Consider the following 24920-nt stretch of genomic DNA (forward strand, 5'->3'; position numbering starts at 1 on the left):
TCACTCGCGCGCGACGGACCCGAGGTCGGCGCGCGTGTCCACGTCACGGAGGATGCCCGGCGCGCCGTGCGCGGCGGCGGTCGATTCGGAGACCACGGCGGGCGATAGCGCGGACACGAGGCTCCGAAGGTCGTGTCGTCCGTCTCGGAGCGTCTCGGTGCAGACCACCTCTCCGGCGCGGACGTGCACCGCCAGCGGAAGCGGGTCGACCATCCCGTTCCACCGGACGACGGCCCCGACCGACCCTCGCGCGCGGGCGCGAAGGTGAGCGAGGAACGTCGTCGTGAGCGCCGGCATGTCGCAGGGGACGGCGACGGCGTACCGACAGTCGGTGTTTCTGAGCGCCGTTCGCAGACCGAACAGCGGACCGCGGTCCGACATGGGGTCGGGCGCGAACGTCACCGGGACGGCGACGTCCGAGAGGGCCGCCGCGAGAGAGTCGCGTTGGTCCTCCCGGCAGTTGACGACGAGGTGGTCCACGAGGGGTTCGAGCGTGTCCGCGACGCGGGCGACGAGTGGGACGCCGTCGAGCGATGCGAGAGCCTTGTCGCCCCCGTCGAAGCGCGTCGAACGGCCGCCCGCGAGAACGATGCCGGCGGTCCCCGCGTCGAGTCGCCGCGCGTCGGGGGCGCCCGCAGTCTCCTCACGCGCCATCTGTCGTGCGTCGCGCGCCGTCGAGGGGTCGTTCGGAGGCGCGTCTCCCCCGGTACCGCCGACGAACGACCGGCATCAGTCGTCCGCCTCCGCGGAGAGGGCGGTCCGTCTCGACTCTCGCGTCGGGTGGAGGAGGCGAACGGCGCACTGCTTGAAGTTCGGCTCCTTCGAGTGGGGGTCCACCGCGGGGACGGTGAGGCGGTTCGTCGCGGGGTGGTGGATACTGCACCAGAGCATCCCTTCCGGAACCGTTTCGTCGGGTTCGACCACCCCGGAGACGGTGCCGCGCCGGGAGTCGACGAGCGTGGTCGGGCGGTCGTCGTCCGCGTCCGAATCGGCGTCATCGCCGTTCGGAGCCTCGTCGAGTGCGTCCGCGTGAGCGTCGAGCGTCCGCGGCGCGGCGCGGATTTCGAGGGGGTCCGGGTCGGCCACCTCTCTGGACCGAACCCCCGTGTTGTATCCGTCCTCCTCGCGGGCGGTGGTGAGAACCAGCGGGAAGTCGTCGTCCGCGGGTTCCGGAAGGTCCGGCGCGTCGAACGCCAGCGTCGAGACGCGCGCCTTCGAGGACGGCGTCTCGAACGCCCACCCGCCGTCGGTCCGGTAGCGGTATCCGCCCGATGAGGAGAGAGTCGGCGCGGGCCACCGAACCGCGCCCTCCGCGTCGAGTCGGTCGTAGGAGATACCGGCGCAGTCGGCCTTCGTCCCCGCCGTGAGCGCTCGGAACTCGTCGAACACCGCCTCGGGGTCGACGCTCGGGTCGGAGAGCAGACCCGGCGAGACGCGGCGGGCCACCGAGGCGACGATGTCGAGGTCGGTTCGAACGCCCGTCGGCAGGTCCGTCGCCGCCCGGACGCGCGAGACGGTTCGCTCCATGTTCATCGTCGTCCCTCCCTGTTCGCCCCACGTCGCCGCCGGGAGAACCACGTCGGCCAGTTCCGTCGTCTCCGTCCGGAAGGCGTCCTGCGCGACGAGGAACGTCTCGTCGAGGGCCTCTCGCACCCGGTTCGCGTCGGGGAACCCCACCGCGGGGTTCGTCGCGACGGTCCAGACGACGGCGGGGTCCGAATCGAGCATGGAGACCGGTCCGGGGCCGGGGTCGTCGGGGAGGCGTTCGACCGGGACGTCCCACGCCTCGGCGACCGCCCGCCGTTCCTCGGGGTCGTCGAAGTCACGGTGTCCCGGCCACGACCCCTTCGAAGAGCAGACGCGCGTCCCCATCGAGTTCGCCTGTCCCGTCAGCGAGAACGGTCCCGACCCGGGGCCGAGGTTGCCGGAGGCCAGACAGAGGTCGACGAGTGCGCCCGCCGTCGCCGTCCCGCGGACGCTCTGGTTGATTCCCATCCCCCAGTAGAGGAGCGTCCGGTCTTCGAGGGCGTCCGCGAGGCGGTCGACGTCCCCGGTTTCGACGCCCGCGGCGTCGGCGGCGGCGGCGACGGTCGGAAGCGACGCGCGGAGTTCCGCGAACCCCTCGACGTTGTCGGCGACGAACGCCTCGTCGACGCGGTCGGTCTCGACCAGTCGGGCGAGAACCGCCTTCGCGAGGGCCAGGTCGCCGCCCGGGGAGGGTTGGACGTGGCCGTCGGCGAACCCGGCCGTCTTCGTCTCCACGGGGTCGACGACGAGGAGTTCGCCGTCGGTGGCGGCGTCGGCTATCCACCGGAACATCACGGGGTGGGCGACGGCGGGGTTCGCGCCCCAGACGACGTGGACGTCGGCGTCGGGAACGTCGTCGTACGTCGGCGGCGGCGCGTCGCTTCCGAACGCGTTGTAGTAGGCCGTGACGGCGCTCGCCATGCAGAGCGTCGTGTTAGCGTCGTACATCCGGGTCCCGATTCCACCGCGGGCGAGTTTCCCGAGGGCGTACGCCGCCTCGTTCGTCTGTTGCCCGCTTCCGAGGACCGCCACCTCGTCGGGGTCGGCGTCGCGGGCCTCTCGGAGGCGCACCGCGACGGTAGAGAGGGCGTTCTCCCACGTCGTCGGGACGAGTTCGCCGTCGCGCCGGACGTGCGGCCGGGTCAACCACTTGCCCTCGGGGTTCGCGGACTCGCGGATACCCCGTCCGCACGCGAGGCCCTGGTTGACCGGATGGGAGGGGTCGCCGCGGACCGATTCGACGCCGGCGCCGTCCGCTCTCTCCCTGTGGACGTGGCCGCACCCGACCGCACACCGCATGCACGTGGTCGAAACCTGCCTCACCACTGCGACCACTCACAGCGGGTATTCGACTCTCTTCCCCTGTTCTCCTGTTCGAACATACACCGTTTCACAGTATTACGAGACATATGCGAGTATAAATCGCTAATCGTTGAACAGATAAGTTGCCCGTGTACTGTTCGGTAGTGGGGGTCAGACCTTGGTGACGTATAACCGATATAAGGTGCCGAGAGCGTCCTCGACGGCGGTTCGTCGGACGCGGCGGCGAGGGCGAAGGCTCTTCGACGGTCTTAAGCGTTCGTGGACGGAACTTCTTACGGATGAGTAATCGGGCTCTCGAGGTAGTCGAATTTCTCCTCACGGCTCATCTCTACGGGGAAAACCGGGGGTTAGACGAGAACGACCTGCCGCCGCGGTATCGGCGGGTGTTCTGGTCGGAACCGGAAGATGACGCCGAGACGGACGAAGACGCCCCAATCGGTATCGAGCGACCGCTCGTGGTTACCGAGAGTACGGCGAGAAAAGCAACTGGCGTGGAACATCCGTGGGACGCGATTTCCGACCTGATGTTCACCCAAAAAGAGGACTTCTCCGGCCGCATCTCGCTGACGCAGCCCGAGATGGCGACGGAGTGGTATCTCGAACGGGCCGAACCCGACCGGTTGGAGACGAACCCAACCATCGCGGCGACCGTGGAGGACCGCGACGACGTGGACGTCACCCACGCCGAGGCGCGCGAACGCACCCGGCCGATTCAGGCCGACCGAGTCTGGATAGACAGCCTCCTCGACCAGTACTTCGACGAGGAAGAGGACGCCGAGATGCTGGACTTGGTGCAGGTCCGCGCGCCCGAAGAGATAGAGATGACGCTCGAAGACTTGGTCCTCACGCAGGACCAAGAGGGCGAGATTCAAAAGCTGATGAAGGCCATCGAACACCGCGAGTACCTCGCGGACATCGGCCTGCGCGAGATAGGGAAGATTCTCTTCGTCGGTCCGCCGGGGACCGGTAAGACCACCGTCACGCGCGCTCTCGCTCACGAACTCGGGCTCCCGTTCGTCGAGGTGAAGCTCTCGATGATAACGAGCCAGTATCTCGGCGAGACGGCGAAGAACGTCGAAAAGACGTTCGAGGTGGCGAAACGGCTCTCGCCGTGTATCCTCTTTATCGACGAGTTCGACTCGGTGGCGAAGACCCGCCGGTCCGACGAACACGCCGCACTCAAGCGCGCGGTCAACACCCTGCTGAAGAGCATCGACGACATCTCGCTCATCCGCGACGAGGTCATCCTCATCGGCGCGACCAACCACCCGGACCAACTGGACTCCGCGGCGTGGCGTCGCTTCGACGAAATCGTGAACTTCCCGAAGCCGGACCGCGGGATGCGGTCGGACATCCTCCGCATCATCACGAAGCGGATGGACGTCGCGGAGTTCGACCCCGACGCCGTCGCGGACCGCACCGAGGGACTCACCGGGTCGGACCTGCGGATGGTGCTCCGAGAGGCCGTCCTCGAAGCCCTCACCGAAGAGCGGATGTCGCTCACCCAAGAGGACATCATCGACGCAGTCGAGGATTTCGAGGAACGCGACAACCTCAAGAACATGAACATGATGTCGGACGGCGAGCAGTTGGTCGCGGGCGACGGCAGCGGTCACGACGACGACGAGGGACACGACCACGACCACGACGAAGGGCACGACCACGACTGAGGCGACTCGACTCGCCGTTTTCTCTCGACGGCACGGACCCGCGCGACACCGCCGAACCGAGACGACTAATTGTCCGGCGGGCGGTTAGTCGTCCGTGAACCGCCGCTTCGTCACCGTCGGCCTGTTCGGAACGCTCGCGACGCTTTGGGGTCTCTCCTTTCTGGCCATCTCGGTCGGTCTCGAAGCGCTCGAACCGGTGCTGTTCGCGGCGTTCCGGTACGACCTCGGCGCGGTCTTGCTGTTGGGCTACGCCCTCTTCAGCGGTGCGACGTGGCGGCCGACGGACCGCGCGAACGCCACGGCCATCCTCGGGGGCGGCGTGTTCCTCGTTGGGATGAACGCGTTCCTGTTCGTCGGCCAGCAGACCGTTCCGAGCGGTGTGGCCGCCATCATGCAGAGTCTCATCCCCATCGCCACGTCCATCTGGGCGCTCGGACTCCTGCCGGAAGAACGCGTCTCGCCGGTGGGAGCCGTCGGCATCGGTCTCGGATTCCTCGGCGTCGCTCTCATCGTCCGCCCGGACCCCGCGAACCTCCTCGGTGACCGCGTCGTCGGGCGACTGCTCATCCTCGTACAGGTCGCGGGCGTCGCGTTGGGCGGCGTCCTCATCCAACGGGCGCGCCCGACGCTGGACAACGCCGCGCTGTCGGGGTGGTCGATGCTCGTCGGCGGACTACTCCTCCACGCGGCCAGTATCGGCGTCGGCGAACCGTTCGCGCTCCCGGCCACCGTCGAGACGGGGGCCGCAGTCGCGTATCTCGGTATCTTCGCCACCGCCGCCGCCTTCTTCATCTACTTTCACCTGTTGGAGACGCAGGGCGCCCTCGAAACGTCGCTCGTCGCGTATCTCGTCCCGGTGGTGGCGACTGTCGTCGGCGTCGCGGTGCTCGGCGAGACGGTTACGCTCGCGACGCTCGCGGGCTTTCTCGTCGTCTTCGCGGGGTTCGTCGTCCTGAAGCGGCGGGCGATAGCCGACCTCGTGAGCGAGACGGCCGGTGCGGTCGGACGGGCGGGCGACTGACTCCCGCGCCGAGGCGCTTCGACTACGCTTATCAACCGGCGGAGACGTACATCGTGACGATGCGGGTCACTCTCCTCGGCACGGGCGACACGACGGGAACGCCGACCGTCGGGTGCGACTGCGACACCTGCCGGTCGGCGCGCGAACGCGGCGTCGAACGCAGTCGCTTCTCCGTCCACGTCGAGAACGAGCGAACCGACGAGTCGCTTCTGGTGGACTTCAGCCCCGACTTCCGGCACCAGTTCCTGACGCGCGACGTTCCGCTCCCGGACGCGGGCGTCGTGACGCACGTCCACTTCGACCACATCGACGGCCTCGGCAACGCCTACCGGGTGTTCGACCGTCTGCCGGTTCACGCGGCCGACGAGACGGACCCCGAAACCGGCGAGAGCGTCGCCGAAACCGTCGCCGACAAGTACGACTACCTACAGCAGGTGAGCGTCCACGACCACGCGCCCCTAGAGCCGTTCCGCGTCTGCGGGCTGGAGTTGACGCTCGTTCCCGTCGACCACCCGCCGCTTCTCTGCTACGGGCTGGCGGTCGAAGACCCCGAGACGGGCGCGAAACTGTCGATATCCGGCGACACGAACTACGCCGTCCCCGAAGCGTCCCGCAACGCGCTCAGGGACCCGGACCTGTTTCTCGCGGACGCCATCGTCCCGGCGTCGCTCTGCGAACACCACCCGCTCGGCGGTAAACATCACGACGACGAGGGTATCCCGCGCACGTTCGGGACGAAACACATGACGAGAGAGGGCGCACTCGCGTTGGCCGACGACCTGAACGCGGCGCGGACGCGTCTCGTCCACACCGCGCATTTCTACCCGTCCGACGAGGCGTTCGAAGAACCGCTGGCGGTGGACGGTGAGACGTACGACCTCTGAACGAGAGCGTCGCGGGGGGTGTCAGACGAACCGGTCGAGTCCGCTCTGCCGTCGAGCGACGCCCTCGGCGTCTGCGACCCACGGGGTCCGGGCGTCTCGGAGGGCGGCGGCGTCCACGTCGGGCGCGTCCCCGTCCTCGCGCGCCGCGCAGTCTGCGCCGCACTCCCGAGAGGGGTCCACGATGCGGTCGAACTCCGAACACCGCGGTCTGCCGTCGGCCGTCGCGTCGGCGTGGACGCAGGACGGGAGGTCGTACGTCCGCCAGCCCTTCCCGTAGGCGCGTTCGGCGACGCGGCGTCGCGCGCGCGCCTTCTCGTCTGGGGAGACGACCGCCACGTCCGTCCGGAGCGGCCGTTCCGCGACGAGTTCGACGCCCGGTCGGTCCGTCGGGAGGGGCGTCGCCTCCCGTCTGACCGTCCGGTCGCCCGTCTCGGGGTCGAACCGCCAGACGCCCACCTCCTCGGGCAGGCGGTTCAGGTGGGCGCGGGTGACGTAACTCTCGGTGGCGAGGACGACGCGGTCGAAGAGACCGAGGCTCACGTCGGTCCGCAGTTGGCGTTCGAGTGCGCCCGGCGCGTCCAAGTCGGGCTTGTTCTCTATCCCGACGAGGCCGGAGAACCACTCGGTCGGGTAGTGTGTCGTCCGGCGCACGTACTCGCGGGCCCCGCGGCGTTCGCGCTCGAAGAAGCCGCTCTCGACCGCTCTCTCGACCGCGGTTCGGGCCGCCTCGGGAGAGCAGTCGAACGCGTCGCGCCAGTACACCGCCCGCCCGACGCCGACGTCGCTCTCTATCGCCCGTCCGGGGATGGCGTCGGCGGTAATCGCCGTTCGCTCGTCGAACCGCGGCCCCGGAACGACCGCGCAGATGTCGGCGATGCGGCGGCCGGGAGCGACGACTGCGGAACCGAGTTGTCGGCCGAGGACCCACTCTTCGTCCGATTCGAGGTGGGCGCACAGCGCGACTTCGAAGGCGAATTCCCGCGTCCGGTCGTCCGAGACTGACACGGGGGACTCTCCGTGCGGCGCGGACAAAAGCGCCTCGCCGGACCGCCGATAGATGATGACGGGGAGACGACACGAGAGTCCGGTGGCGTCCGAGAGACAGTCACGAAATTCGGCACTCCGGAACGACCGCCGAAACTCGCGGACTGCGGCCCGGCGTCGGTTGCAATCGCCCGGGAGATGTCGGATAGGAGAAAATAACTACTTTAGTGAATACGCCTCACCTCCGCCGACGGATGCACCCCGGAAACGAGCGGACACGAACGAATCGAGACGGGACAGAGGAGACGAATCGAGTGAGGAGGCGGGCGTATCTCGGACTCGCGGCGACTGCGGCGGCGTCCGCACTCGCCGGATGTACCGGCGAGGAGGCGACGGTGAGTGCCGCGCGGCGGCCACCGCGAGTCCCCGAGGGCCGGATAGACGACGGCGGGTGGGAGCAGATGGACGACGTGACGGAGGACCCGGCCTTCGAGCAGTCGGTCGGACCGGTGACGCTCACCGCATCCACGCGGACGCTCCTGTACGAGGACACGACGCTTCGGACGGAGATAGCCGACGAGACGTTGGGTCGCGCGGACGCGCAACTCGCGACGTTCTTCGCCACGCGGGCGACGTTCGACCCCGACATTACGAGTCTCCCGGCGGGCGCGGGGCGACAGCAACTCCTCGACAGAGTCGAGAGCCAATCGCGGCGGGCGTTCACCTCGCGCATGGAACAGGCGGGCCTCACGGGCGTCGAACGGGTCGACGAGGAGACGATGGAGACGGCGTCGGGCGCGGAGGCGCGACTGACGAACTTCGAGGCGGCGTACGCGTTCGACGGCTTCTCCGTCGGGTTCGGCGACCGGAAGATAACCATCGACGGCGGCGAGATACCCGTCGCGGGCCACCTCGCGGCGTGGATAGGGGACGACTCCGTCCTCGTCACGGGTGGCGCCTACCCCGCCGAGAACTTCGCGCGGGAGGTGACGAAGACGCCCTCGGAGGCCATCTCTCTGACCGTGGACGTGGATTTGGGCCTCGACCCGGAGACGTACCGCGAGGAACTGTTCGGCCTGATGAAGCGGGTTCGGTAACCGCGTCGTCGTCGAACCGCGGGTTCACGCCGCGCCGACGGAGACGACAGATACTCCCTACTGCGGGGAGTTCACACGTCACGGGCCGTATAGCGGCCGCCCCGCGACTATAACAGCAACTTTATCAGGCGTTCGGAGCGAAACTTCCCCAAGATTACTTCAAGAGGTCAATGGTGACGCAAAATCCACAACAACCGGAGGTGAACATCGGACTCGTCGGTCACGTAGACCACGGCAAAACGACCCTCGTACAGGCGTTGTCGGGGTCGTGGACCGACCAGCACTCGGAGGAGATGAAGCGCGGAATCTCCATCCGACTCGGGTACGCGGACGCGACGTTCCGCCGAATTCCCGGCGCGGACGAACCGGAGTGCTACACGGTCGAAGAGACCGACGAGGAAGGAAACGAGACGGAGATACTGCGAACGGTGTCGTTCGTCGACGCACCGGGTCACGAGACCCTGATGGCGACGATGCTGTCGGGCGCAGCGATCATGGACGGTGCGGTGCTCGTGGTGTCGGCCACGGAGGACGTGCCGCAAGCGCAGACGGAAGAGCACCTGATGGCGCTCGATATCATCGGTATCGAGAACATCGTCATCGCCCAGAACAAGGTCGACCTCGTCGACCGCGACCGGGCCGTCGAGAACTACGAACAGATCCAAGAGTTCGTGAAGGGCACGGTCGCAGAAGACGCCCCCATCGTCCCGACGAGCGCACAGCAAGGCGTCAACGTTGACCTCCTCATCCAGACGATAGAAGAGGAGATTCCCACGCCCGAACGCGACGAGGGCGAGGACGCGCGGATGTTCACCGCGCGGTCGTTCGACATCAACCGCCCGGGCACGACGTGGGAGGACCTTTCGGGCGGCGTCATCGGCGGGTCCGTCGTCGACGGGAAACTCTCGGACGGCGACGAACTCGAACTCCGCCCGGGGCGGGAAGTCGACGAGGGCGGCCAGACCGAGTGGCGGCCCATCACGACCGAGATTCGCTCGCTGCAGGCGGGCGGCCAGACGGTCGACGAAGTCCGGCCCGGCGGCCTCTGCGGCGTCGGGACCGGCCTCGACCCGAGTCTCACGAAGGGCGACGCCCTCGCGGGACAGGTCGCGGGCGAACCCGGCACGCTTCCGCCGACGCGAGAGGAGTTCACGATGGACGTCGAACTCCTCGACAGAGTCGTCGGCGAAGACGAGGATTCGGTCGAAGAGATTTCCACCGGTGAACCCCTCATGCTCACTGTGGGGACGGCTACCACGGTCGGTGCCGTCACGAGTGCGCGAAGCGGCGAAGCCGAAGTGTCGCTGAAGCGTCCCGTCTGCGCCCAAGAGGGCGCGAAGATAGCCATCAACCGGCGCGTCGGCGCGCGGTGGCGGCTCATCGGCATCGGGACGCTGAAGTGAGGACGGAGACGTGACCCGGACCCGGAGGGAGGCGTGACGACGGTCATCATGGACACGAACGCACTGATGGCACCGGTCGAACTCGACGTGCGACTGTTCGAGGAACTCGACCGGATACTCGCCGCCGACCTCGACCTCGTCGTCCCCCGTGCAGTCACGGCGGAGTTGGAGAAACTCTCCCGCGGGGGCGGCACAGAGGGCGTGGCGGCCAGCGTGGGCGCCGACCTCGCCGCGGACCGGTGTCGCGTCGAAGCGACCGACGCACAGTACGCCGACGACGCAGTCGTCGAACTCGCAGAACGCGGGTGCGACTACGTCGTCACGAACGACAAGCCCCTTCGGGACCGACTGCTCGAACGCGGCGTTCGAGTAATCGGTATAAGGGGTCGGGACAAACTCGCAATAACGGAACCATAGCCAATACGATGTACAAACGGGTACGACTCAAGGACACAGTCGAGGTCCCGCCGGAGCATCTCGCTGACGTGACCCCGAACCGGGTCAAGCGACTCCTGCAGGATAAGCTCGAAGGACGGATGGACGAAGACGTAGGCAGCGTCGTGAGCGTCGTGAACGTACACGACATCGGTGAGGGAACGGTCCTCCCCGGCCGCGCCGGCGTCTACTACGAAGCAGAGTTCGACGCGCTCACCTACGACCCCAACATGCAGGAGGTCGTCGACGGAGAGGTCGTCGAAGTGGTCGAGTTCGGCGCGTTCGTCGGAATCGGTCCGGTCGACGGACTGCTGCACGTCTCGCAGATATCGGACGAGTACCTCGCCTACGACGGCGAGAACCAGCAGCTCGCCTCGACGGAGTCGGGGCGGACGCTCGGCGTCGGCGACTCGGTGCGGGTCCGCATCGTCACGAAGAGCATCGACGAGCGGAACCCCCGCGACTCGAAGATCGGTCTCACGGCGAAACAGCCGGGACTCGGCAAACACGGCTGGCTCGAAGAGGACCGTCAGAAAAACGAGGCGGCCACCGGAGCGGAGGGGAGTTAGATGGCGAAGCCGCGTCTCGCCTGCCGGGAGTGCCACTACATCAACCAACCGGACGCGAACGTCTGCGAGAGTTGCGGCGCGACCACACTCACGGAAGACTGGGCGGGGTACGTCGTCATCACGCACCCCGAAGAGAGCGAGATAGCAGAGGAGATGAACGTCAACGAACCCGGCGGCTACGCGCTGAAGGTTCGCTGACGCCGAAGAACGATGCTCCGGCTGCCTCGCGACCTTCGCGACGAGTTCAAAACCCCGTTCGGGCCGGTGTACCGCAGCGCGGACCGGCTTCTCGAAGACGCGGGAGCGCCGATAGTCGCCGTCGGCGACGTCGTCACCTACCACCTCCGCGAGGCCGGACGCGTCCCGGACGTGGCCGTCGTGGACGGGAAGACGAAGCGCGAAGCCGTCGACGAGACGGTTCGCCGCGCCGTCGCCGACCCCGACGACCCCGTCGAGGTGGCGAACGAAGCCGGAACCATCGGCGAGGAGTTACTGGCCGCCCTCGAAGCGGCACTCGCCGGGGGCGACGCGCCCGTCACCGTCGTCGTCGAGGGCGAAGAGGATTTGGCGACGCTTCCCGCAGTCGTCGCCGCGCCCGTCGGCGCGAGCGTCGTCTACGGGCAACCGAACGAGGGGATGGTCCTCGTCTCCGTCACCGAGGAAACGAAACGGGAGATGCGCGAGTTGCTGGCCCGGATGGAGGGCGACGCCGACGCCGCCCTCCGCGTTCTCGGCGTCGAACCGTAGCGACGGACCCGAAGCGGTCGAACGCCGCACCGGAGTCGCCGTCCGGACGCCGGCGTCGGAGCCACGGCCACGCCCGCCCGCGTCTGTTCGTCCCTTCGAAATCCTTTTACTTGCCTCGGGAGCATTTTAACCCAACTGAACCATGGAAATCGAAGTCATCTCTGAAGATGAGAACCCGATGTTACACCGGAGCGACGTTCGCTTCGAGATAGTGCACGAAGAAGCCTCGCCGTCCCGTCTGTCGGTCCGCGACAGCCTCGCAGCGAAGCTGAACAAAGATTCCGACGAAGTCGTGGTCCACGAACTCGCGACGAAGTTCGGCATGCGAAAGACCGTCGGCTACGCGAAAGTCTACGACTCGCCCGACTTCGCGCGCGACGTCGAACAAGACTACATGCTCGACCGAAACAAGATAGCTGCCGACGCCGAAGAGGCCGAGGCAGAGGCCGAAGAGGCCTAACTCCGGGTCGAACGGACTCGTAACCCGTCTTCGAATTTTCGATGCGAGTTATCGGAATAGAGGGTACCGCGTGGGCCGCCAGCGCCGCCTTGTTCGATAGCGACGCCGACGAAGTCGTCATCGAGTCGGACCCGTACGAACCGGACAGCGGTGGCATCCACCCGCGCGAAGCCGCAGAACACATGGGCGAGGCGATTCCGTCTGTGGTCGAGACCGTTCTCGACAGGGCGGCGGAGACGGCGGAGGGCGAGACAATAGAGATAGACGCCGTCGCGTTCTCCCGCGGGCCGGGTCTCGGCCCGTGTCTCCGCATCGTCGGCACCGCCGCGCGCGCGCTCGCACAGACGCTCGACGTCCCGCTAGTCGGCGTCAACCACATGGTGGCGCACCTCGAAATCGGCCGGTACCAGTCGGGGTTCGACTCGCCGGTCTGTCTGAACGCCTCGGGCGCGAACGCGCACTTGCTCGGCTACCACAACGGTCGATACCGCGTCCTCGGTGAGACGATGGACACGGGCGTCGGCAACGCCATCGACAAGTTCACCCGACACGTCGGGTGGACGCATCCCGGCGGGCCGAAGGTCGAACGCGCCGCGAGAGACGGCGAGTTCCACGAACTCCCGTACGTCGTCAAGGGGATGGACTTCTCTTTCTCCGGCATCATGAGCGCCGCAAAACAGGCCGCGGACGACGGCGTCCCGGTCGAAGACATCTGCGCGGGCCTCCAAGAGACTATCTTCGGGATGCTCGCGGAGGTGGCCGAACGCGCCCTCTCGCTGACGGGGACGGACGAACTCGTCCTCGGCGGCGGCGTCGGGCAGAACGACCGCCTGCGCGAGATGCTCCGGACGATGTGCGAGCAACGCGGCGCGGAGTTTTACGCGCCCGAACCGCGGTTCCTCCGCGACAACGCCGGGATGATAGCCGTCCTCGGCGCGCGGATGTACGAGGCGGGCGACACGCTCTCGGTGTCCGAGTCCTCGGTAGACCCGAACTTCCGGCCCGACCAGGTGCCGGTGACGTGGCGTGACGGCGAGGAGTCCGTCGCGCGCGCCCCGACCACGGACGGAGCGATTCGCGGCGCGGAGGCGACGGTGACAGTCGAGTCCGGACGCGTCGAAAAGCGGCGCGTTCCGAAGACGTACCGTCATCCCGAACTGGACGACAGGCTCCGACGAAAGCGGACGGTCGCCGAGGCACGCCTGACGAGTCAAGCGCGGCGCGTCGGCGTCCCGACGCCCGTCGTCCGGGACGTGGACCCTACAGAGGGCGTCATCGTCTTCGACTACGTCGGCGAGGCGGACCTCGCGGGACATCTCACGGCCGACAGATGCCGGACCGTCGGCGAACATCTCGCTCGAATCCACCGCGCGGGGTTCGTCCACGGCGACCCGACCACGCGGAACGTCCGCGTCGGCGAGGACCGAACGTACCTCATCGACTTCGGCCTCGGATACCACACCGGTCACGTCGAGGACCACGCGATGGACCTCCACGTGTTCGGGCAGAGCGTCGAGGGGACGGCGACGGAACCCGACCCACTCCTCGGGGCGTTCGAGGCGGGATACGAGAGCGTCGGCGACGACGCGGTTCTCGCACGCCTGCGGGAGATAGAGGGTCGCGGCCGCTATCAGTAGCGGTCGTCGCCGACGGCGCGGCGGCGTTCCGAACGTCGCCTCGCGAGGCGCACCGTTCGAGAGGACACCAAAACGATTTATCGGCCGCCCGCGTAATCGTGTAGTATGGCAGACAAACCGCAGACCGGTGAGATTCTCGGCGTTCCGTACAACTTCGAGCGACCGTCGATGGGTCGGATGCTCTCGTCGTACTGGCAGCCCGACAAGGGAATGCTCGTCGAGAAGCCGTTCGGAATCGGGTACACGCTGAACATGGCCAACTGGCGCTCGTGGGTCGCGCTGGTCGTCGTCGGCGTCCTCCTCTGGCAGGAGCGTTCCTCGGGGTCCGACACCGCTGCCGCCGCAGACGAGGACGGCCCGGTCGAAGTCGTCGTCGACGACGACTGACCGTCGGACACCGACGCCTCTTTCTCTCGACCCGCCCGACTCCAGAGCGGATGCTCCGATACGTCACGACGAATCCGGGGAAGGTCCGCGAGGCGCTTCAGTATCTCGACGAAGTCGAGCGACTCGACTACGACTACACCGAGGTACAAGGCTCAAATCTCGGGCCTATCGCCGCCCACGGCGCACGCGAGGCGTACCGACACGCCGGCGAACCCGTCCTCGTGGACGACGCCGGACTGTTCGTCGAGGGGTTCGAGGGGTTCCCCGGCCCGTACTCGTCGTACGTCGAAGAGACACTCGGCGTCGAAGCGGTCTACCGACTCGTCGAGAGAGAACTGGACGAACCGCGCCGCGCGGCGTTCAAATGCACGCTCGCGTACTGCGACGGGACGGAGTTCGAGGCGAGTCCCGACCCGATAGACAGAGATGACCGAACCGCCGCGGCCGCCGCGGGTGCGGAACGTGACGGCGAGGAGACCGAACTCCTCCCCGTGAGACTGTTCGAGGGAACCGTTCGCGGGCGTATCGTCCCGCCGCGGGGCGACGGCGGGTTCGGCTACGACCCCATCTTCGAACACGACGGGACGACGTTCGCGGAGATGGACGCCGAAGCGAAGAACGCGGTGTCCCACCGCGGGCGGGCGTTGGCGAAGTTCGGGGAGTGGTTTGCCGAGCGAACGGAGTGAGCGAGGCAAACCTCGTGAGACGAGCGTAGCGAGTCTCACGGAGGTCCCGCGAGGGAGCGAAGCGACCGAGGGGGAGTGCTCGGAACGAACGGAGTGAGCGAGGTGAAGAGCGAACGGAAATATCGGGAGTCTGTACCGCAAGAATCACTCCCGCGGGTCGCGGTCCGGTCCGGGATAGTCGCCGCCGACGACTTCCGCGTAGAGGCTCTCCGCGTCGAAGAGCGTCGCGAACGCTCGCGGGTGGTGGACGCTCACAGGGAACTGACTGCCGAGCGTCGCACCGGCCTCCGATGACGTCAGTCGGTCGTCGAACGAGAGGATGTGCATCGCCCCGCCGCGGTACGCCGACCCGAGCGCCGGGTGGTCTTCGGGGGGGTGCGAGACGGGGTCGCGCCAGTTTTCGGCTCGCTCTCGCCACGCCTCTGCGAGCGATTCGTCGCCCAGCGATTCGACGACGGCGCGGGCGTCGTCGAGGAGGGGGTCGCTGGCGACGAGCGTCGTCCACGAGTGCTCGCGGAGGGCGTCTAACGCCTCTCTGGAGTCGTCGTCGCCGAACAGGTCCGCCGCGAGAACGTCGGCGTCGGCGACGACGCGGGCGGGATTCCGTTCGACGTCCTCGGGGTCGGGGACGTCCGAACCGTCACTCATCGTCGCCCTCTCGTCGCGAATCGAGCGTCTCGCGCACGTCGTCTACCGTCCGCTCGAACGACGCCGCGCGGTCGAACAGGTCGGTCCACGAGTTCATGCGAGGATGTTCGGTCCGCGGATAGAAGGGCGGTTCGGTCCTCGAACCCGGTCAGGCCGACAGCGCTCGGTCGAGGAGACGGTCAGCGACTGCGCCGACGAGAAACGCCGCGCCGACGTTCGTCAGAAGTCCGACGACGCCGACGGCGCAGACGAGAAACAGTCGGTCGCTCCGGGCGGCGGCCCGGGCGAGGTGCCACGCGACGAGAAGGAGGAGGACGCCGAGGAACGCGGTGGGGAACGCGACGACGACGCCCGCGACGCAGGCCGCCGCGAGGTAGCAGACGCCGAGAAGGACGTTCGCGCCGCCGGTCCGCGCGCCGAAGGCGTGTTTCCCGGCCAGTCCGCCGCTTCCGTGGCACATCGGCAGGCCGCCGAACGGAACCGCCGTGAGACACATCACGCCCATGCTCCCCGCGAGTCGGTCCGGCGGCACGTCGGCGTCGAACAGGTCAGAACAGAGAAGCGAGGTGGCGACGGCGGCGTTTCCGGCCGTCATCGCCAGTTGTCCGAGCGTCGCCTCCGCCGCGCCGAGCGTCGCCGTCGGCGTCACCGGGACGGCGGCGAGAGGAGGAAGCGACGGGGAGACGCCGCCGACGGCGGCGACGGCGACGAGAACGCCAGCGCCGAGGACGAGAAGCGACGAGAGGCGGGCGCGTCCGGCGGCCGCCGCGAGCGCGACCAGACCGACGGATACGGCCGCGAGCGTCGGGTCGCCCGCGGCGAGTTCGACGCCCGTCGTCGCCAACAGGAGTGCGACGGCGAGTTGGACGCCGCGAATCGCCGCCTCGCCGACGAGCGACTGGACCCGGCCGAGCACGCGAAAGCGGGCGGCGACGACGAGGACCACACCCGCCGCTAAGCCGGCGGCGACGAGTTCGCCCGCGGTTATCGTCCCCGCGATGGCCAGTCCGACGAGCGCCTTCATCGGTTCCACCGAGAGCGGAAGCCCGTACAGCAGACCCCAGAGAAGTTGGAAGACGCCGAACCAGAGCAACGCGGTGCCGACCGAAATCGGGGTGAGCGCTCCGAGAGCGACGACGAGGGGAAGAACCGTCACGGAGTCCCCGAGCGCACCCGCCGCCTCACCGGCGTCGAAGCGGAGCGAACGACCGGTGTGAACGTCGGTGAGACCCATCGGAGAGTCGCTCACGGGGGCCTCACTTCAACGTTTTCGGTAACCTTCACCGGGTATGTCGCGGGCGAACGAAACCGCGCGGAGTTACGTTTAGAGGAGTACATTTATTTCGGGCGCTGCCATCGTTGTTCCCATGTCGATACAACGGCGGCGGTTCCTCCAAGCGGCGGGCGTCGGAACGGTTCTCGGTCTCAGCGGATGCACGAGCGACGAGACGGGATCGACGGCGACGCAGGAAGACGAAACGCAAGACAGCGTCGAGAGCGGAGGGCAGCAGTCGGGAGGGTCAGGCGACAGGGAGTTGACCCTGGCGACGACGACGAGCACGTACGACACCGGACTGCTCGACGAACTGAACGCGGCGTTCGAGGAGTCGTTCGACGCGACGGTCAAGGCGGTGCCGCAGGGAACCGGGGCGGCCATCGAGACGGCGCGGAACGGCGACGCCGACGTCATTCTCGTCCACGCCCGCGGCGCGGAAGACGAGTTCCTGCGGGACGGGTTCGGCGTCAACCGTCGCGACGTGATGTTCAACGACTTCGTCATCGTCGGCCCGGAGGACGACCCCGCGGGAATCGGCGGAACGTCGTCGGCGACGGAGGCGTTCGCCACCATCGCGGAGACGGAGTCGACGTTCGTCTCCCGCGGCGACGACTCGGGGACGAACAAGAAGGAACTGAACATCTGGGCCGAGTCCGGCGTCGAACCGTCCGGACAGTGGTACCAAGAGGTCGGAAAAGGCATGGGCGACACGCTGGTGCAGGCGAGTCAATCCGGGGCGTACACCCTCGCAGACCGGGGGACGTATCTCTCGATGCAGAGCGAAATCGACCTCGTGATTCACGTGCAGGGCCCGCTGAAGGACGGCCCGACCATCCTCAAGAACCCCTACGGCGTCATCCCGGTGAACCCCGCGAAGTACGACGACGTGAACTACCAACTCGCGATGGCGTACGTCGGCTTTATCACCGGTCCGGAGGGGCAGGACCTGATAGACAACTACACGGCGAACGGGTCGCAGTTGTTCTTCCCGAACGCTCTCTCCGAGGAGCCGAACTTCGCGCAGTACGTACCCGAAGACTGGGACGGGTCGAACCCCTCCCGAGAGGACATCACGTTCCAGTCGTGGGTCGACCAGCGCGTTCCCGAGGACTTTTAATCCGACGGGAAGGGAGAACTACCCATGTTTCTCGGCGGCACGTTGGGGGACCTGAACACGCAGTATCTCGTCAGCATCACGCTCGTCTCGTTGTACGTCAGCACCGCCGCAGTCGTCGCCAGCACCGCCGTCAGCCTCCCCGTCGCCGTCGCCGTCGCGTTCGGCGACTTCCGCGGAAAGTCGCTTCTCACCTCTCTCATCTCGACGGGGATGGGCTTTCCGAGCGTCGTCGTCGGATTGGTCGTCCTGCTCACCCTCTCGAACTCCGGTCCCCTCGGCGACTTCGACCTGCTCTTTACCCCGCAGGCGATGATGATTTCGCAGACAATCCTCGCGACGCCGGTGGTCCTCAGCGTGTCGCTGTCGGCCGTCGAGGCCGTCTCCGCGGACCTGCGCGACGCCGCGTTCGTCGCCGGCGGGACGCAGACGGACGTGGGGCTTCTCGTCTTGCGCGAGGCGCGGTACGGCATCGTCACCGCCGTTCTCGCCGGGTACGGCCGCGCGATAAGCGAAGTCGGGTCGGTGCTCATCGTCGGCGGCAACATCGTCTTCTCGGACCAGACGTCCTTCACGCGGACGCTCACGACGGCCATCACCGTCGAGGCCCGTAAGGGGAACGTCGAGACGGGCATCGCACTCGGAGTCATCCTCCTGACACTCGTTCTCGGCGTGAACGCACTGGGTTCGCGGTTCCGCGACCGGACGCCCGGCAACTCGGCGTCGGGAAGTCGGGGGCGGGGGTCGCACGGCCCGACCGGAAACGGAGGGAGCGACAGGTGACCGACGCCGACCACGCCCGTAACGGCCGCAAGCAGACGGACCGAAAGGGGAGAGACGGAACGCAGAGCGCCGAACGCGAGGGGACTCGCCTCGCCGCCGAAGACGTGACTCACGGCTTCGGCGGGGGTCCGATATTCGAGTCGGTCGAGTTGGCGGTCGAACCCGGGGAAGTGCTCGCCGTCGTCGGTCCCTCCGGGACGGGAAAGACGACGCTCCTGCGACTGCTGGCGTGCTTCCATCCACCGACGGAGGGCGTCGTCAGCGCCGACGGAACGGACGTGTGGACGCTCTCTCCGGCCGACCGGTTGGCCGTCCGCCGCCGCGTCGGGATGGTGTTTCAGGTTCGGAGTCTCTTCTCTGCGACGGCGGCGACGAACGCCGCCTACGGACTGCGCGTCCGCGAGTCGTGGAGCGACCGCCTCCGCGCCGCGATGCGTCGGATCGTCGGCCGCGACTCGGTGCCCGAGGCGGCAAAAGACGCCCTCTCGACGGTCGGAATGGCCGACAAAGCCGACCGACACGCCTCGTCGCTCTCGGGCGGGGAGGCCCAACGGGTCGCCATCGCCCGCGCACTCGCGCCCGACCCGGACGTACTGCTTCTGGACGAACCGACTTCGAACCTCGACCCGCGGAACACCGCGCTCGTAGAGGAGGCCGTCGAGGCGGCCAGAGACCGCGGTATCGGCGTCGCAATCGCGACCCACGACATGCAACAGGCCCGACGGGTGTCGGACCGCACCGAAGTTCTCTTGGACGGGTCGATAGTCGAGTGCGGTCCGACCGACCGCGTGTTCGAGGACCCCGACGACGAGCGAACGCGGCAGTTCGTCGCGGGCGAACTCGTCTACTGATTTTTACCGCCGGGGGCCGTCGGGGCGCGTATGGTCGACGACTGGTTCGAGGCGTACCTCGACGCCGACGGCGTCAGTTTCGACGACGACGACGCCGCACTCCTGCGGGCCGTCTCCGAGACGGGGTCTGTCAGCGCTGCCGCCTCGTCGCTCGAACGGTCGCGTCCCCGGTGTCTCTCGCGACTGCAGGAACTCGAAGACGCGTTGGGGTCGCTCGTCGAACGCCGTCGCGGCGGGTCCGACAGCGGCGGAAGCGAACTCACCCCCGCCGGGCGCGACGTTCTCGCGCGGTTCGACCGCCTCCACGCCGCCCTCTCCGGCACCGCGGGCGTCCCCGAGACGATGGCACCCGGAACCGTCACCGGCGTCGAGGGAGAACTGTGCGACGTCGAGACGGAGGCGGGCCGGGTCCGCGCCATCGGCGACGAGGCGGTTCGAGAACCGGGCCGCCCGGTCCAAGTGAGCGTCAGAGCCGACGCCGTGACGCTTCACGCGCCGGACGACGCGCCCGCGCCCGGGGCGACGAGTGCACGGAACCGACTCGACGGCGCGGTCGAAGCGGTCGAACGCGGCGACGCCGTCGTCCGCGTCGCCGTGGACGTCGGTTTTTCCGACCCGTTGTGGGCGCTCGTCACCGCCGATAGCGCGGACCGACTCGGACTCGCTCCCGGTGCGGGCGTCGTCGCGTCGTGGAAGGCGACGGCGACGCGGGCCACGGCCGTCGAGACGGTCACAGAGAGGGACGGAGAGGGAGCGTAATCGGGCGGGACGGGCGGGGGCGCGAGTCCGTGCGTCGGCAATCGATAGGGTCTGCTCTCGGTGCCCGTTCCGGCGACGTCGCGGGTCACGCGTCCGTCTGACACGGATTTAAGGCGAGTCGTTTCCGATATCCTCCCGGGCGCGCACGACGGCCTCAGTTCCCATCCTCCCGACGCGCGCCCGGCACACCCACCGGCGGCGCACTCCTCCCCCCCATCGCGCCGCCACCGCTCACGTTCGCTCGACGTGTTACGTCTCGCTTCCGAGAAGCACCGCGCGCACGCTGTCTAAGCCGTCCCGTTCCGTGACGAGAGCGAGTTGGTCGCCCGACTCGATTTTCGTCCCCGGGAGCGGAATCGTCATCGCCTCTCTTTGCCGCCCGTGGGCGTAGATGATGCCGTCCTCGCCGAGATCGATGTCCGATATCTTCCGGCCGACGACGGGCGAGTCCTCCGGGACGTTCACGGTCGAGAGTCCGAGTTGCTCGGTCAGGTCGCCGATGGCGTTGAAGTTCCCGCCGAGAAGCGCCGTCTTCGCGCCCGCCGCGCCGAGTCGTTCGGGGTAGACGACTTCGTCTACGTCGTCTGCGTACTGCTCGTATATCTCCTGTCTGTAGTCCTCGCTGATTCGCATCACGGTCCGACAGCCGAACTCCGCGCCGATCATGCACGCCGCGAAGTTGACGTTCGGGTCGCCGGTCAGTCCGCCGACGGCGGTGGCGTCTTCGATACCCGCGCGGCGAAGCACAGACTCGTTGCTCCCGTCTCCCTCGACGACTTCGAATCCCGCATCTCGGGCGCGTTCGGCTTTCGTGTCCAGGTTGTCGACGACGACGACGTCGTGTCCCTCCTCTTGCAGCACTCGGGCGGCGCGGGCGCCGACGCGGCCGTACCCCACGATAACGAATCTCATGACAGTACCTGACGACCGCCGAGGATAAAAGCTTGAACGGGCGTCCGCCGTCGGTCAGCCCGCGCGGAGTTCCTCGATTCGGTAGTGGATGGAGTCTACGACGGACGAGAGCGTCCGCGTCCCGAACAGACCGACGAGAATCGCGCCCACCGTGTCGAACAGCAGGTCCATGATAGTGTCCTCCAGGCCGTACTGGACGAGCACCGCCTCCGCGCCGAAGTAGTCGGCTCCGAGGCGCACGAAGAACTCCAACACCTCCCAGAAGACGCCGAACGCGAGGGTGAACGTGACGATGAACACGAACATGAACCGACGGGGGAGGTAGACGGCGTCCGTGTACCGGTCTATCGCCCGCGCGGTGGCGTAGCCGACGCCCGCGACGATTGTCGCAGAGAGGGTGTGCGTGACGTGGTCGTACCACCAGACGTGGTCGTACAGGCCCAACATCCCGACGGCGTGGAGGAAGACGGCGAGCGTTATCCACAGCGTCACTCCCGGCGACGGGCGGACTTCCCAGTCGTGACTCACGAGGGCGGGGAGGAACGTGACGGCGAGGGCCAACACGCCGTTGACGACGATGCTGACGTTCCGCGCGAGGAGGCCGGCGACGAGGATGCCGACGATGGCAAACTGCATCGCGTAGACGGCCAGTTGGCGCGGCGCGAACGTCCGTCGCCGACTGTTCATACCCTCACTCTACGAGCCGAGCGGGATAAACGGCCGTGATGTAGGAGTGATAACACTTGACACGACAACGTTTTTCCCTTCATCCTCCTACGTGGTGGCGATGATGGCAACAACGCACGCCCTTGCGGGGGTTGTGCTCGCCGTCGTGTTCGCGACGCTGTTTCCGGAAACGGCCGCGGGGACGATACCGATACCGGTCGTAGCCGCGGCGCTCGGGGGTCTGTTCCCCGACTTCGACCTGTACGTCGCACACCGAAAGACGCTGCACTTTCCGGTGTACTTCAGCGTGCTCGCGGTGCCCGCACTCGCCGTCGCCGCCGTCGTTCCCACGACGCTCACGCTGTCCGTAGCGCTGTTTCTCGCCGCCGCGGCGCTTCACTCCGTGATGGACGCCTTCGGCGGCGGGCTAGAGCTGAAACCGTGGCTGGGCACGTCCGACCGCGCCGTCTACAGCCACTACCACGGCCGGTGGGTCCCGCCGCGACGGTGGATTCGCTACGACGGCGCGCCAGAAGACCTGGCGGCGGCCGTCGTCTTCGCCGCGCCGACGCTGTACGTCTTCGACGGTCACGTCAGAACGGGCGTCCTCGTCGCTCTCGGCGTCTCCGCCGCCTACGTAGTCCTCCGAAAGCCGATGGTGACGATAGCCCAACGCGTCGTCGACGCGCTTCCGGCGGGCGTGTTGGTGTACGTGCCGAACCGGTTCGTCGAAGACTTCCGCTGATTCTTTCGATGCGGGCGCTGGCGCGGTACCGCGGTCGGTCCGATAGCCCGCGAACGCCCGCCGCGTCTCACTCGACGCCGCGCAGTTCCCTCACCGTCGCCGTCAGAACGCCGTCGGGATAGATTCGCGTCCGCTCTTCGCCCGCAAGCCGTTCGAGTGGGCCGCTTTCGACGCCGTCGCCGACTCTGGCGACTATCGCCCGGCGGACGCGGACGACGACGGTGAGTCCCGTCTCCGCCAGCCTCTCGCCCGAGTGTTCGAACGGCGGCGGGAGGTCACCGACGTGGCGCGCGACGCGAAACGCCGACGAGAGCGACGGGGCGTCGACGTACAGTTCGCCGAACGGCCCCGTAGACACCGTCGCCGTCTCTCCGTCGACGGTGAGCGTCAGGTCCGCTTCGACGCGGAGGACGCTCGATGCGTCGGACATCCGTCGCTCAGTCGTTCGATTCCGAGGTTCGGACTCGAATCGTCCCGTCGAGTCCCCAGCGGGCGTGTTCGGCGTCCTCGCCCGTCTTGCTCGGAACGTCCACGGTCATCTCCTCGAACTCGTAGGTTATCTCGGCTCCGCGGCCCGTGAGTCGGTCGTACAACCCGACTGCGAGTTCGGGCCACGTCGTCGTCTCGTCGATGCGGTCTGACGTCGGAACGTCGTCTGCGCTCATACGGTATCGACCTAGGACAGAGCCAGCATAAGTAATTGGGACGACATATACGAACTAGTTCTCCCGGCGATTTCTGCGCGACGTGCCCGTCGAATCCTGATAGACACATCAGTCGAGAATACATAGTCGCGCGTCGCAGAGGGAGACGAGACGAAGTGCGAAGGGGCGAACACGGCGTCCGCGGGGGCGGCGAGAGCGAGAACCGGTCGAGGGGCTACCGGCCGTCGGTGCCCTGCGTCTCGCCGTACGCGCCTTCTTTCCGGAGTTCGCCGGTCTTCCGCAGGACGCTCGGCGTTCGGCAGACGCCGGGCGCGCCCGTCACCTGCGGCACGGTGCAGTTGTTGCAGTTCTCGCACGTCGCTTCCACCTCCTCTCCTTCGGTTCGGAGGAGTCGCGCGGCGATTCGGGGTTCGGCGTAGAACGGGCGGCCCATCCCCACCATGTCGCACCGGTTCGCAGAGAGGAGGCGGTCCATCTCCGTCCGCCGCCGGACGCCGCCCTCCGCGAGGACCGGAATCGAGACGGCCTCACGGACGCGAGCGCAGAACGGTTCGTTCCACGCGGGGTCGAACGACTGACTCCGCGCGTGGAGTCTGTGCGCGAGGGCGACGAGGCGCGGGCGGAGTCGCCCGCCGAACGCCTCTCGGTAGCCCTCGCGGAACTGCGACCCCGACCACGCGCGTTCGGGGAACTCGCCGCGAATCAGACTCATGTCCCAGAAGACGGAGCCTTCGACGGGGACGACGGCGTCGAATCCCACCTCCTCAAGTCGCCGGGCGACGCGGACGCCGTCTTCGACGGAGAGACGGGAGCGAACGACCGAAGGCGACGCCGTCTCGGCGGGCACCTTCGTCACGACGGGCACGTCCTCGCCCACCCGCTTTCGAATCTCCTCGTAGACGAGTTCGAGAAACCGCATCCGCTCTCGGAGACTCCCGCCGAACTCGTCGTCTCGGGCGTTGTAGAACGGCGAGAGGAACTGCTGGACGATGCCCATGTTCGCGCCCGCGATGTGGATTCCGTCGTACCCCGCCGCCACCGCGTGTTCGGCGCACCGGCCGAAATCCGCCGCCAGTTCGTACGCCTCCGCCGTCGTGAGAACGCGCGCGTCGTACGAGAGAATCCCCGCCGCGTCGAGCAGTTTCAGCGGCATCGGCAACGGCGAGACGGCGAGTTGCTCGGGTGCGGAACGCTCCTTTCGGTAGGCGGCGTGCCACGTTTCGAGGCTCCGAATCCCCCCGTGGTCGAGTTGCGCGAGTATCTTGGCGCCGTGGTCGTGCACCGCGTCGGTGAGAGGTCGCAGGCCGCGGACGAACTCCCGGTCCGCGAAACTCGTCATGTTCGGCGCGACGTGCCCCGTCTCCTCGCGGACGGGACTGGCCCCCTGACAGATGAGGCCGACGCCCGACGCCGCCGCGGGTTCGAGTTCTTCGCGGAGGACGTCCACCGCGTCGGGCCCCTCGCCGGCGCACTCTAACAGTGGCGCGCGATAGAGGCGGTTCCGAACGTCGAGTCCGGAGATTTCGATCGGGTCTTCGAGGGCGGGAGCCACACGCGACAGTACGCCCAGAGCGGATTAAGCGTCCCGCCCGGAGTGTCGGCGCGGGGGCGCGGCGGTGGCGACGTCGTCACCCGGTGACGCGGACGCCCGCAAACCGTTAATCTACCTCG

At 67.7% G+C, this 24920-nt stretch carries 28 protein-coding genes; 18 read left to right on the forward strand and 10 right to left on the reverse strand.

Annotation, left to right across the window (positions count from 1 at the left end):
* The gene (locus tag BM167_RS12200) at nucleotides 1-654 is read right to left on the reverse strand and encodes a molybdenum cofactor guanylyltransferase (protein ID WP_092892827.1); all 654 of its coding nucleotides are present in this window, start codon (nucleotides 652-654) and stop codon (nucleotides 1-3) included.
* 75 nt (nucleotides 655-729) lie between these two features.
* Nucleotides 730-2853, reverse strand: coding sequence for an assimilatory nitrate reductase NasA (gene nasA, locus BM167_RS12205; RefSeq protein WP_092892829.1), 2124 nt, complete (start codon nucleotides 2851-2853; stop codon nucleotides 730-732).
* Between the two features lie 275 nt (nucleotides 2854-3128).
* On the opposite strand from nasA, the gene BM167_RS12210 reads away from it, so the two are divergent.
* From BM167_RS12210 to BM167_RS12220, 3 genes are all read left to right on the forward strand, one after another.
* Nucleotides 3129-4520 carry an ATP-binding protein gene (locus BM167_RS12210; protein WP_092892831.1) on the forward strand — a complete coding sequence of 464 codons (1392 nt, stop codon included), beginning with the start codon at nucleotides 3129-3131 and terminating at the stop codon, nucleotides 4518-4520.
* A gap of 94 nt (nucleotides 4521-4614) precedes the next feature.
* Nucleotides 4615-5541: a DMT family transporter gene (locus BM167_RS12215; protein WP_092892833.1), complete on the forward strand. Its 927-nt coding sequence runs from the start codon at nucleotides 4615-4617 to the stop codon at nucleotides 5539-5541.
* Nucleotides 5542-5600: 59 nt separating this feature from the next.
* Nucleotides 5601-6425 (forward strand): MBL fold metallo-hydrolase, encoded by an 825-nt coding sequence (locus tag BM167_RS12220; protein ID WP_092892835.1) that lies wholly within the window; start codon nucleotides 5601-5603, stop codon nucleotides 6423-6425.
* 21 nt (nucleotides 6426-6446) lie between these two features.
* On the opposite strand, the gene BM167_RS12225 is transcribed toward BM167_RS12220, so the two are convergent.
* A complete protein-coding gene (locus tag BM167_RS12225; RefSeq protein WP_092892837.1) occupies nucleotides 6447-7430 on the reverse strand; it encodes a DUF5787 family protein in 984 nt (327 codons plus the stop codon).
* A 293-nt stretch (nucleotides 7431-7723) separates the two neighbouring features.
* On the opposite strand from BM167_RS12225, the gene BM167_RS12230 reads away from it, so the two are divergent.
* The 10 genes from BM167_RS12230 (at nucleotide 7724) to BM167_RS12275 (ending at nucleotide 14830) form a co-directional block, all read left to right on the forward strand.
* Complete coding sequence (locus BM167_RS12230; protein WP_245781345.1) at nucleotides 7724-8506, forward strand: DUF6517 family protein; 783 nt, start codon at nucleotides 7724-7726, stop codon at nucleotides 8504-8506.
* Between the two features lie 173 nt (nucleotides 8507-8679).
* Entirely contained in the window at nucleotides 8680-9909 is a 1230-nt protein-coding gene (locus BM167_RS12235) for a translation initiation factor IF-2 subunit gamma (RefSeq protein WP_177213349.1), read from the forward strand.
* 48 nt (nucleotides 9910-9957) lie between these two features.
* A complete protein-coding gene (locus tag BM167_RS12240) occupies nucleotides 9958-10326 on the forward strand; it encodes a type II toxin-antitoxin system VapC family toxin (RefSeq protein WP_092893097.1) in 369 nt (122 codons plus the stop codon).
* 8 nt (nucleotides 10327-10334) lie between these two features.
* Complete coding sequence (locus BM167_RS12245) at nucleotides 10335-10913, forward strand: DNA-directed RNA polymerase (RefSeq protein ID WP_092892843.1); 579 nt, start codon at nucleotides 10335-10337, stop codon at nucleotides 10911-10913.
* Entirely contained in the window at nucleotides 10914-11111 is a 198-nt protein-coding gene (gene spt4 / locus BM167_RS12250) for a transcription elongation factor subunit Spt4 (RefSeq protein WP_092892845.1), read from the forward strand.
* A 12-nt stretch (nucleotides 11112-11123) separates the two neighbouring features.
* Nucleotides 11124-11660, forward strand: coding sequence for a GTP-dependent dephospho-CoA kinase family protein (locus BM167_RS12255; protein WP_092892847.1), 537 nt, complete (start codon nucleotides 11124-11126; stop codon nucleotides 11658-11660).
* A gap of 142 nt (nucleotides 11661-11802) precedes the next feature.
* On the forward strand, nucleotides 11803-12120 hold the full coding sequence (locus BM167_RS12260) for a 30S ribosomal protein S24e (protein ID WP_092892849.1): 318 nt from the start codon (nucleotides 11803-11805) through the stop codon (nucleotides 12118-12120).
* 41 nt (nucleotides 12121-12161) lie between these two features.
* On the forward strand, nucleotides 12162-13757 hold the full coding sequence (locus tag BM167_RS12265) for a bifunctional N(6)-L-threonylcarbamoyladenine synthase/serine/threonine protein kinase (protein WP_092892851.1): 1596 nt from the start codon (nucleotides 12162-12164) through the stop codon (nucleotides 13755-13757).
* Nucleotides 13758-13862: 105 nt separating this feature from the next.
* Nucleotides 13863-14144 carry a DUF5808 domain-containing protein gene (locus BM167_RS12270; RefSeq protein ID WP_092892853.1) on the forward strand — a complete coding sequence of 94 codons (282 nt, stop codon included), beginning with the start codon at nucleotides 13863-13865 and terminating at the stop codon, nucleotides 14142-14144.
* A gap of 50 nt (nucleotides 14145-14194) precedes the next feature.
* The gene (locus BM167_RS12275; RefSeq protein WP_092892855.1) at nucleotides 14195-14830 is read left to right on the forward strand and encodes a non-canonical purine NTP pyrophosphatase; all 636 of its coding nucleotides are present in this window, start codon (nucleotides 14195-14197) and stop codon (nucleotides 14828-14830) included.
* A gap of 144 nt (nucleotides 14831-14974) precedes the next feature.
* Here BM167_RS12275 and BM167_RS12280 read toward each other — a convergent pair whose 3' ends face one another.
* Together BM167_RS12280 and BM167_RS12285 are read right to left on the reverse strand one after the other, a co-directional pair.
* Nucleotides 14975-15478 (reverse strand): DUF7384 family protein, encoded by a 504-nt coding sequence (locus BM167_RS12280; protein ID WP_092892857.1) that lies wholly within the window; start codon nucleotides 15476-15478, stop codon nucleotides 14975-14977.
* A 148-nt stretch (nucleotides 15479-15626) separates the two neighbouring features.
* A complete protein-coding gene (locus tag BM167_RS12285) occupies nucleotides 15627-16712 on the reverse strand; it encodes a putative sulfate/molybdate transporter (RefSeq protein WP_092892859.1) in 1086 nt (361 codons plus the stop codon).
* 133 nt (nucleotides 16713-16845) lie between these two features.
* On the opposite strand from BM167_RS12285, the gene BM167_RS12290 reads away from it, so the two are divergent.
* The 4 genes from BM167_RS12290 to BM167_RS12305 all read left to right on the forward strand — a co-directional run bounded on the left by BM167_RS12290 (nucleotide 16846) and on the right by BM167_RS12305 (nucleotide 20261).
* Nucleotides 16846-17871 (forward strand): ABC transporter substrate-binding protein, encoded by a 1026-nt coding sequence (locus BM167_RS12290; RefSeq protein WP_092892861.1) that lies wholly within the window; start codon nucleotides 16846-16848, stop codon nucleotides 17869-17871.
* Nucleotides 17872-17895: 24 nt separating this feature from the next.
* Nucleotides 17896-18651 (forward strand): ABC transporter permease, encoded by a 756-nt coding sequence (locus tag BM167_RS12295; RefSeq protein WP_092892863.1) that lies wholly within the window; start codon nucleotides 17896-17898, stop codon nucleotides 18649-18651.
* A 104-nt stretch (nucleotides 18652-18755) separates the two neighbouring features.
* Nucleotides 18756-19502, forward strand: a complete 747-nt coding sequence (locus BM167_RS12300; RefSeq protein ID WP_245781358.1) for an amino acid ABC transporter ATP-binding protein — start codon at nucleotides 18756-18758, stop codon at nucleotides 19500-19502.
* 30 nt (nucleotides 19503-19532) lie between these two features.
* Nucleotides 19533-20261, forward strand: coding sequence for a TOBE domain-containing protein (locus tag BM167_RS12305; protein ID WP_092892867.1), 729 nt, complete (start codon nucleotides 19533-19535; stop codon nucleotides 20259-20261).
* 249 nt (nucleotides 20262-20510) lie between these two features.
* Here BM167_RS12305 and BM167_RS12310 read toward each other — a convergent pair whose 3' ends face one another.
* Nucleotides 20511-21173: a potassium channel family protein gene (locus BM167_RS12310; RefSeq protein WP_092892869.1), complete on the reverse strand. Its 663-nt coding sequence runs from the start codon at nucleotides 21171-21173 to the stop codon at nucleotides 20511-20513.
* Between the two features lie 54 nt (nucleotides 21174-21227).
* The gene (locus BM167_RS12315) at nucleotides 21228-21860 is read right to left on the reverse strand and encodes a DUF2238 domain-containing protein (protein ID WP_245781346.1); all 633 of its coding nucleotides are present in this window, start codon (nucleotides 21858-21860) and stop codon (nucleotides 21228-21230) included.
* 100 nt (nucleotides 21861-21960) lie between these two features.
* On the opposite strand from BM167_RS12315, the gene BM167_RS12320 reads away from it, so the two are divergent.
* Complete coding sequence (locus tag BM167_RS12320; protein WP_092892871.1) at nucleotides 21961-22584, forward strand: hypothetical protein; 624 nt, start codon at nucleotides 21961-21963, stop codon at nucleotides 22582-22584.
* 67 nt (nucleotides 22585-22651) lie between these two features.
* Here BM167_RS12320 and BM167_RS12325 read toward each other — a convergent pair whose 3' ends face one another.
* From BM167_RS12325 to BM167_RS12335, 3 genes are all read right to left on the reverse strand, one after another.
* Nucleotides 22652-23014, reverse strand: coding sequence for a hypothetical protein (locus BM167_RS12325; RefSeq protein WP_092892873.1), 363 nt, complete (start codon nucleotides 23012-23014; stop codon nucleotides 22652-22654).
* Nucleotides 23015-23021: 7 nt separating this feature from the next.
* Complete coding sequence (locus tag BM167_RS12330; RefSeq protein WP_092892875.1) at nucleotides 23022-23249, reverse strand: hypothetical protein; 228 nt, start codon at nucleotides 23247-23249, stop codon at nucleotides 23022-23024.
* Nucleotides 23250-23463: 214 nt separating this feature from the next.
* Nucleotides 23464-24801: an oxidoreductase gene (locus BM167_RS12335; protein WP_092892877.1), complete on the reverse strand. Its 1338-nt coding sequence runs from the start codon at nucleotides 24799-24801 to the stop codon at nucleotides 23464-23466.
* Nucleotides 24802-24920 lie beyond the last annotated feature (119 nt).

This window comes from Halopelagius inordinatus, assembly GCF_900113245.1.
Classification (GTDB): domain Archaea; phylum Halobacteriota; class Halobacteria; order Halobacteriales; family Haloferacaceae; genus Halopelagius; species Halopelagius inordinatus.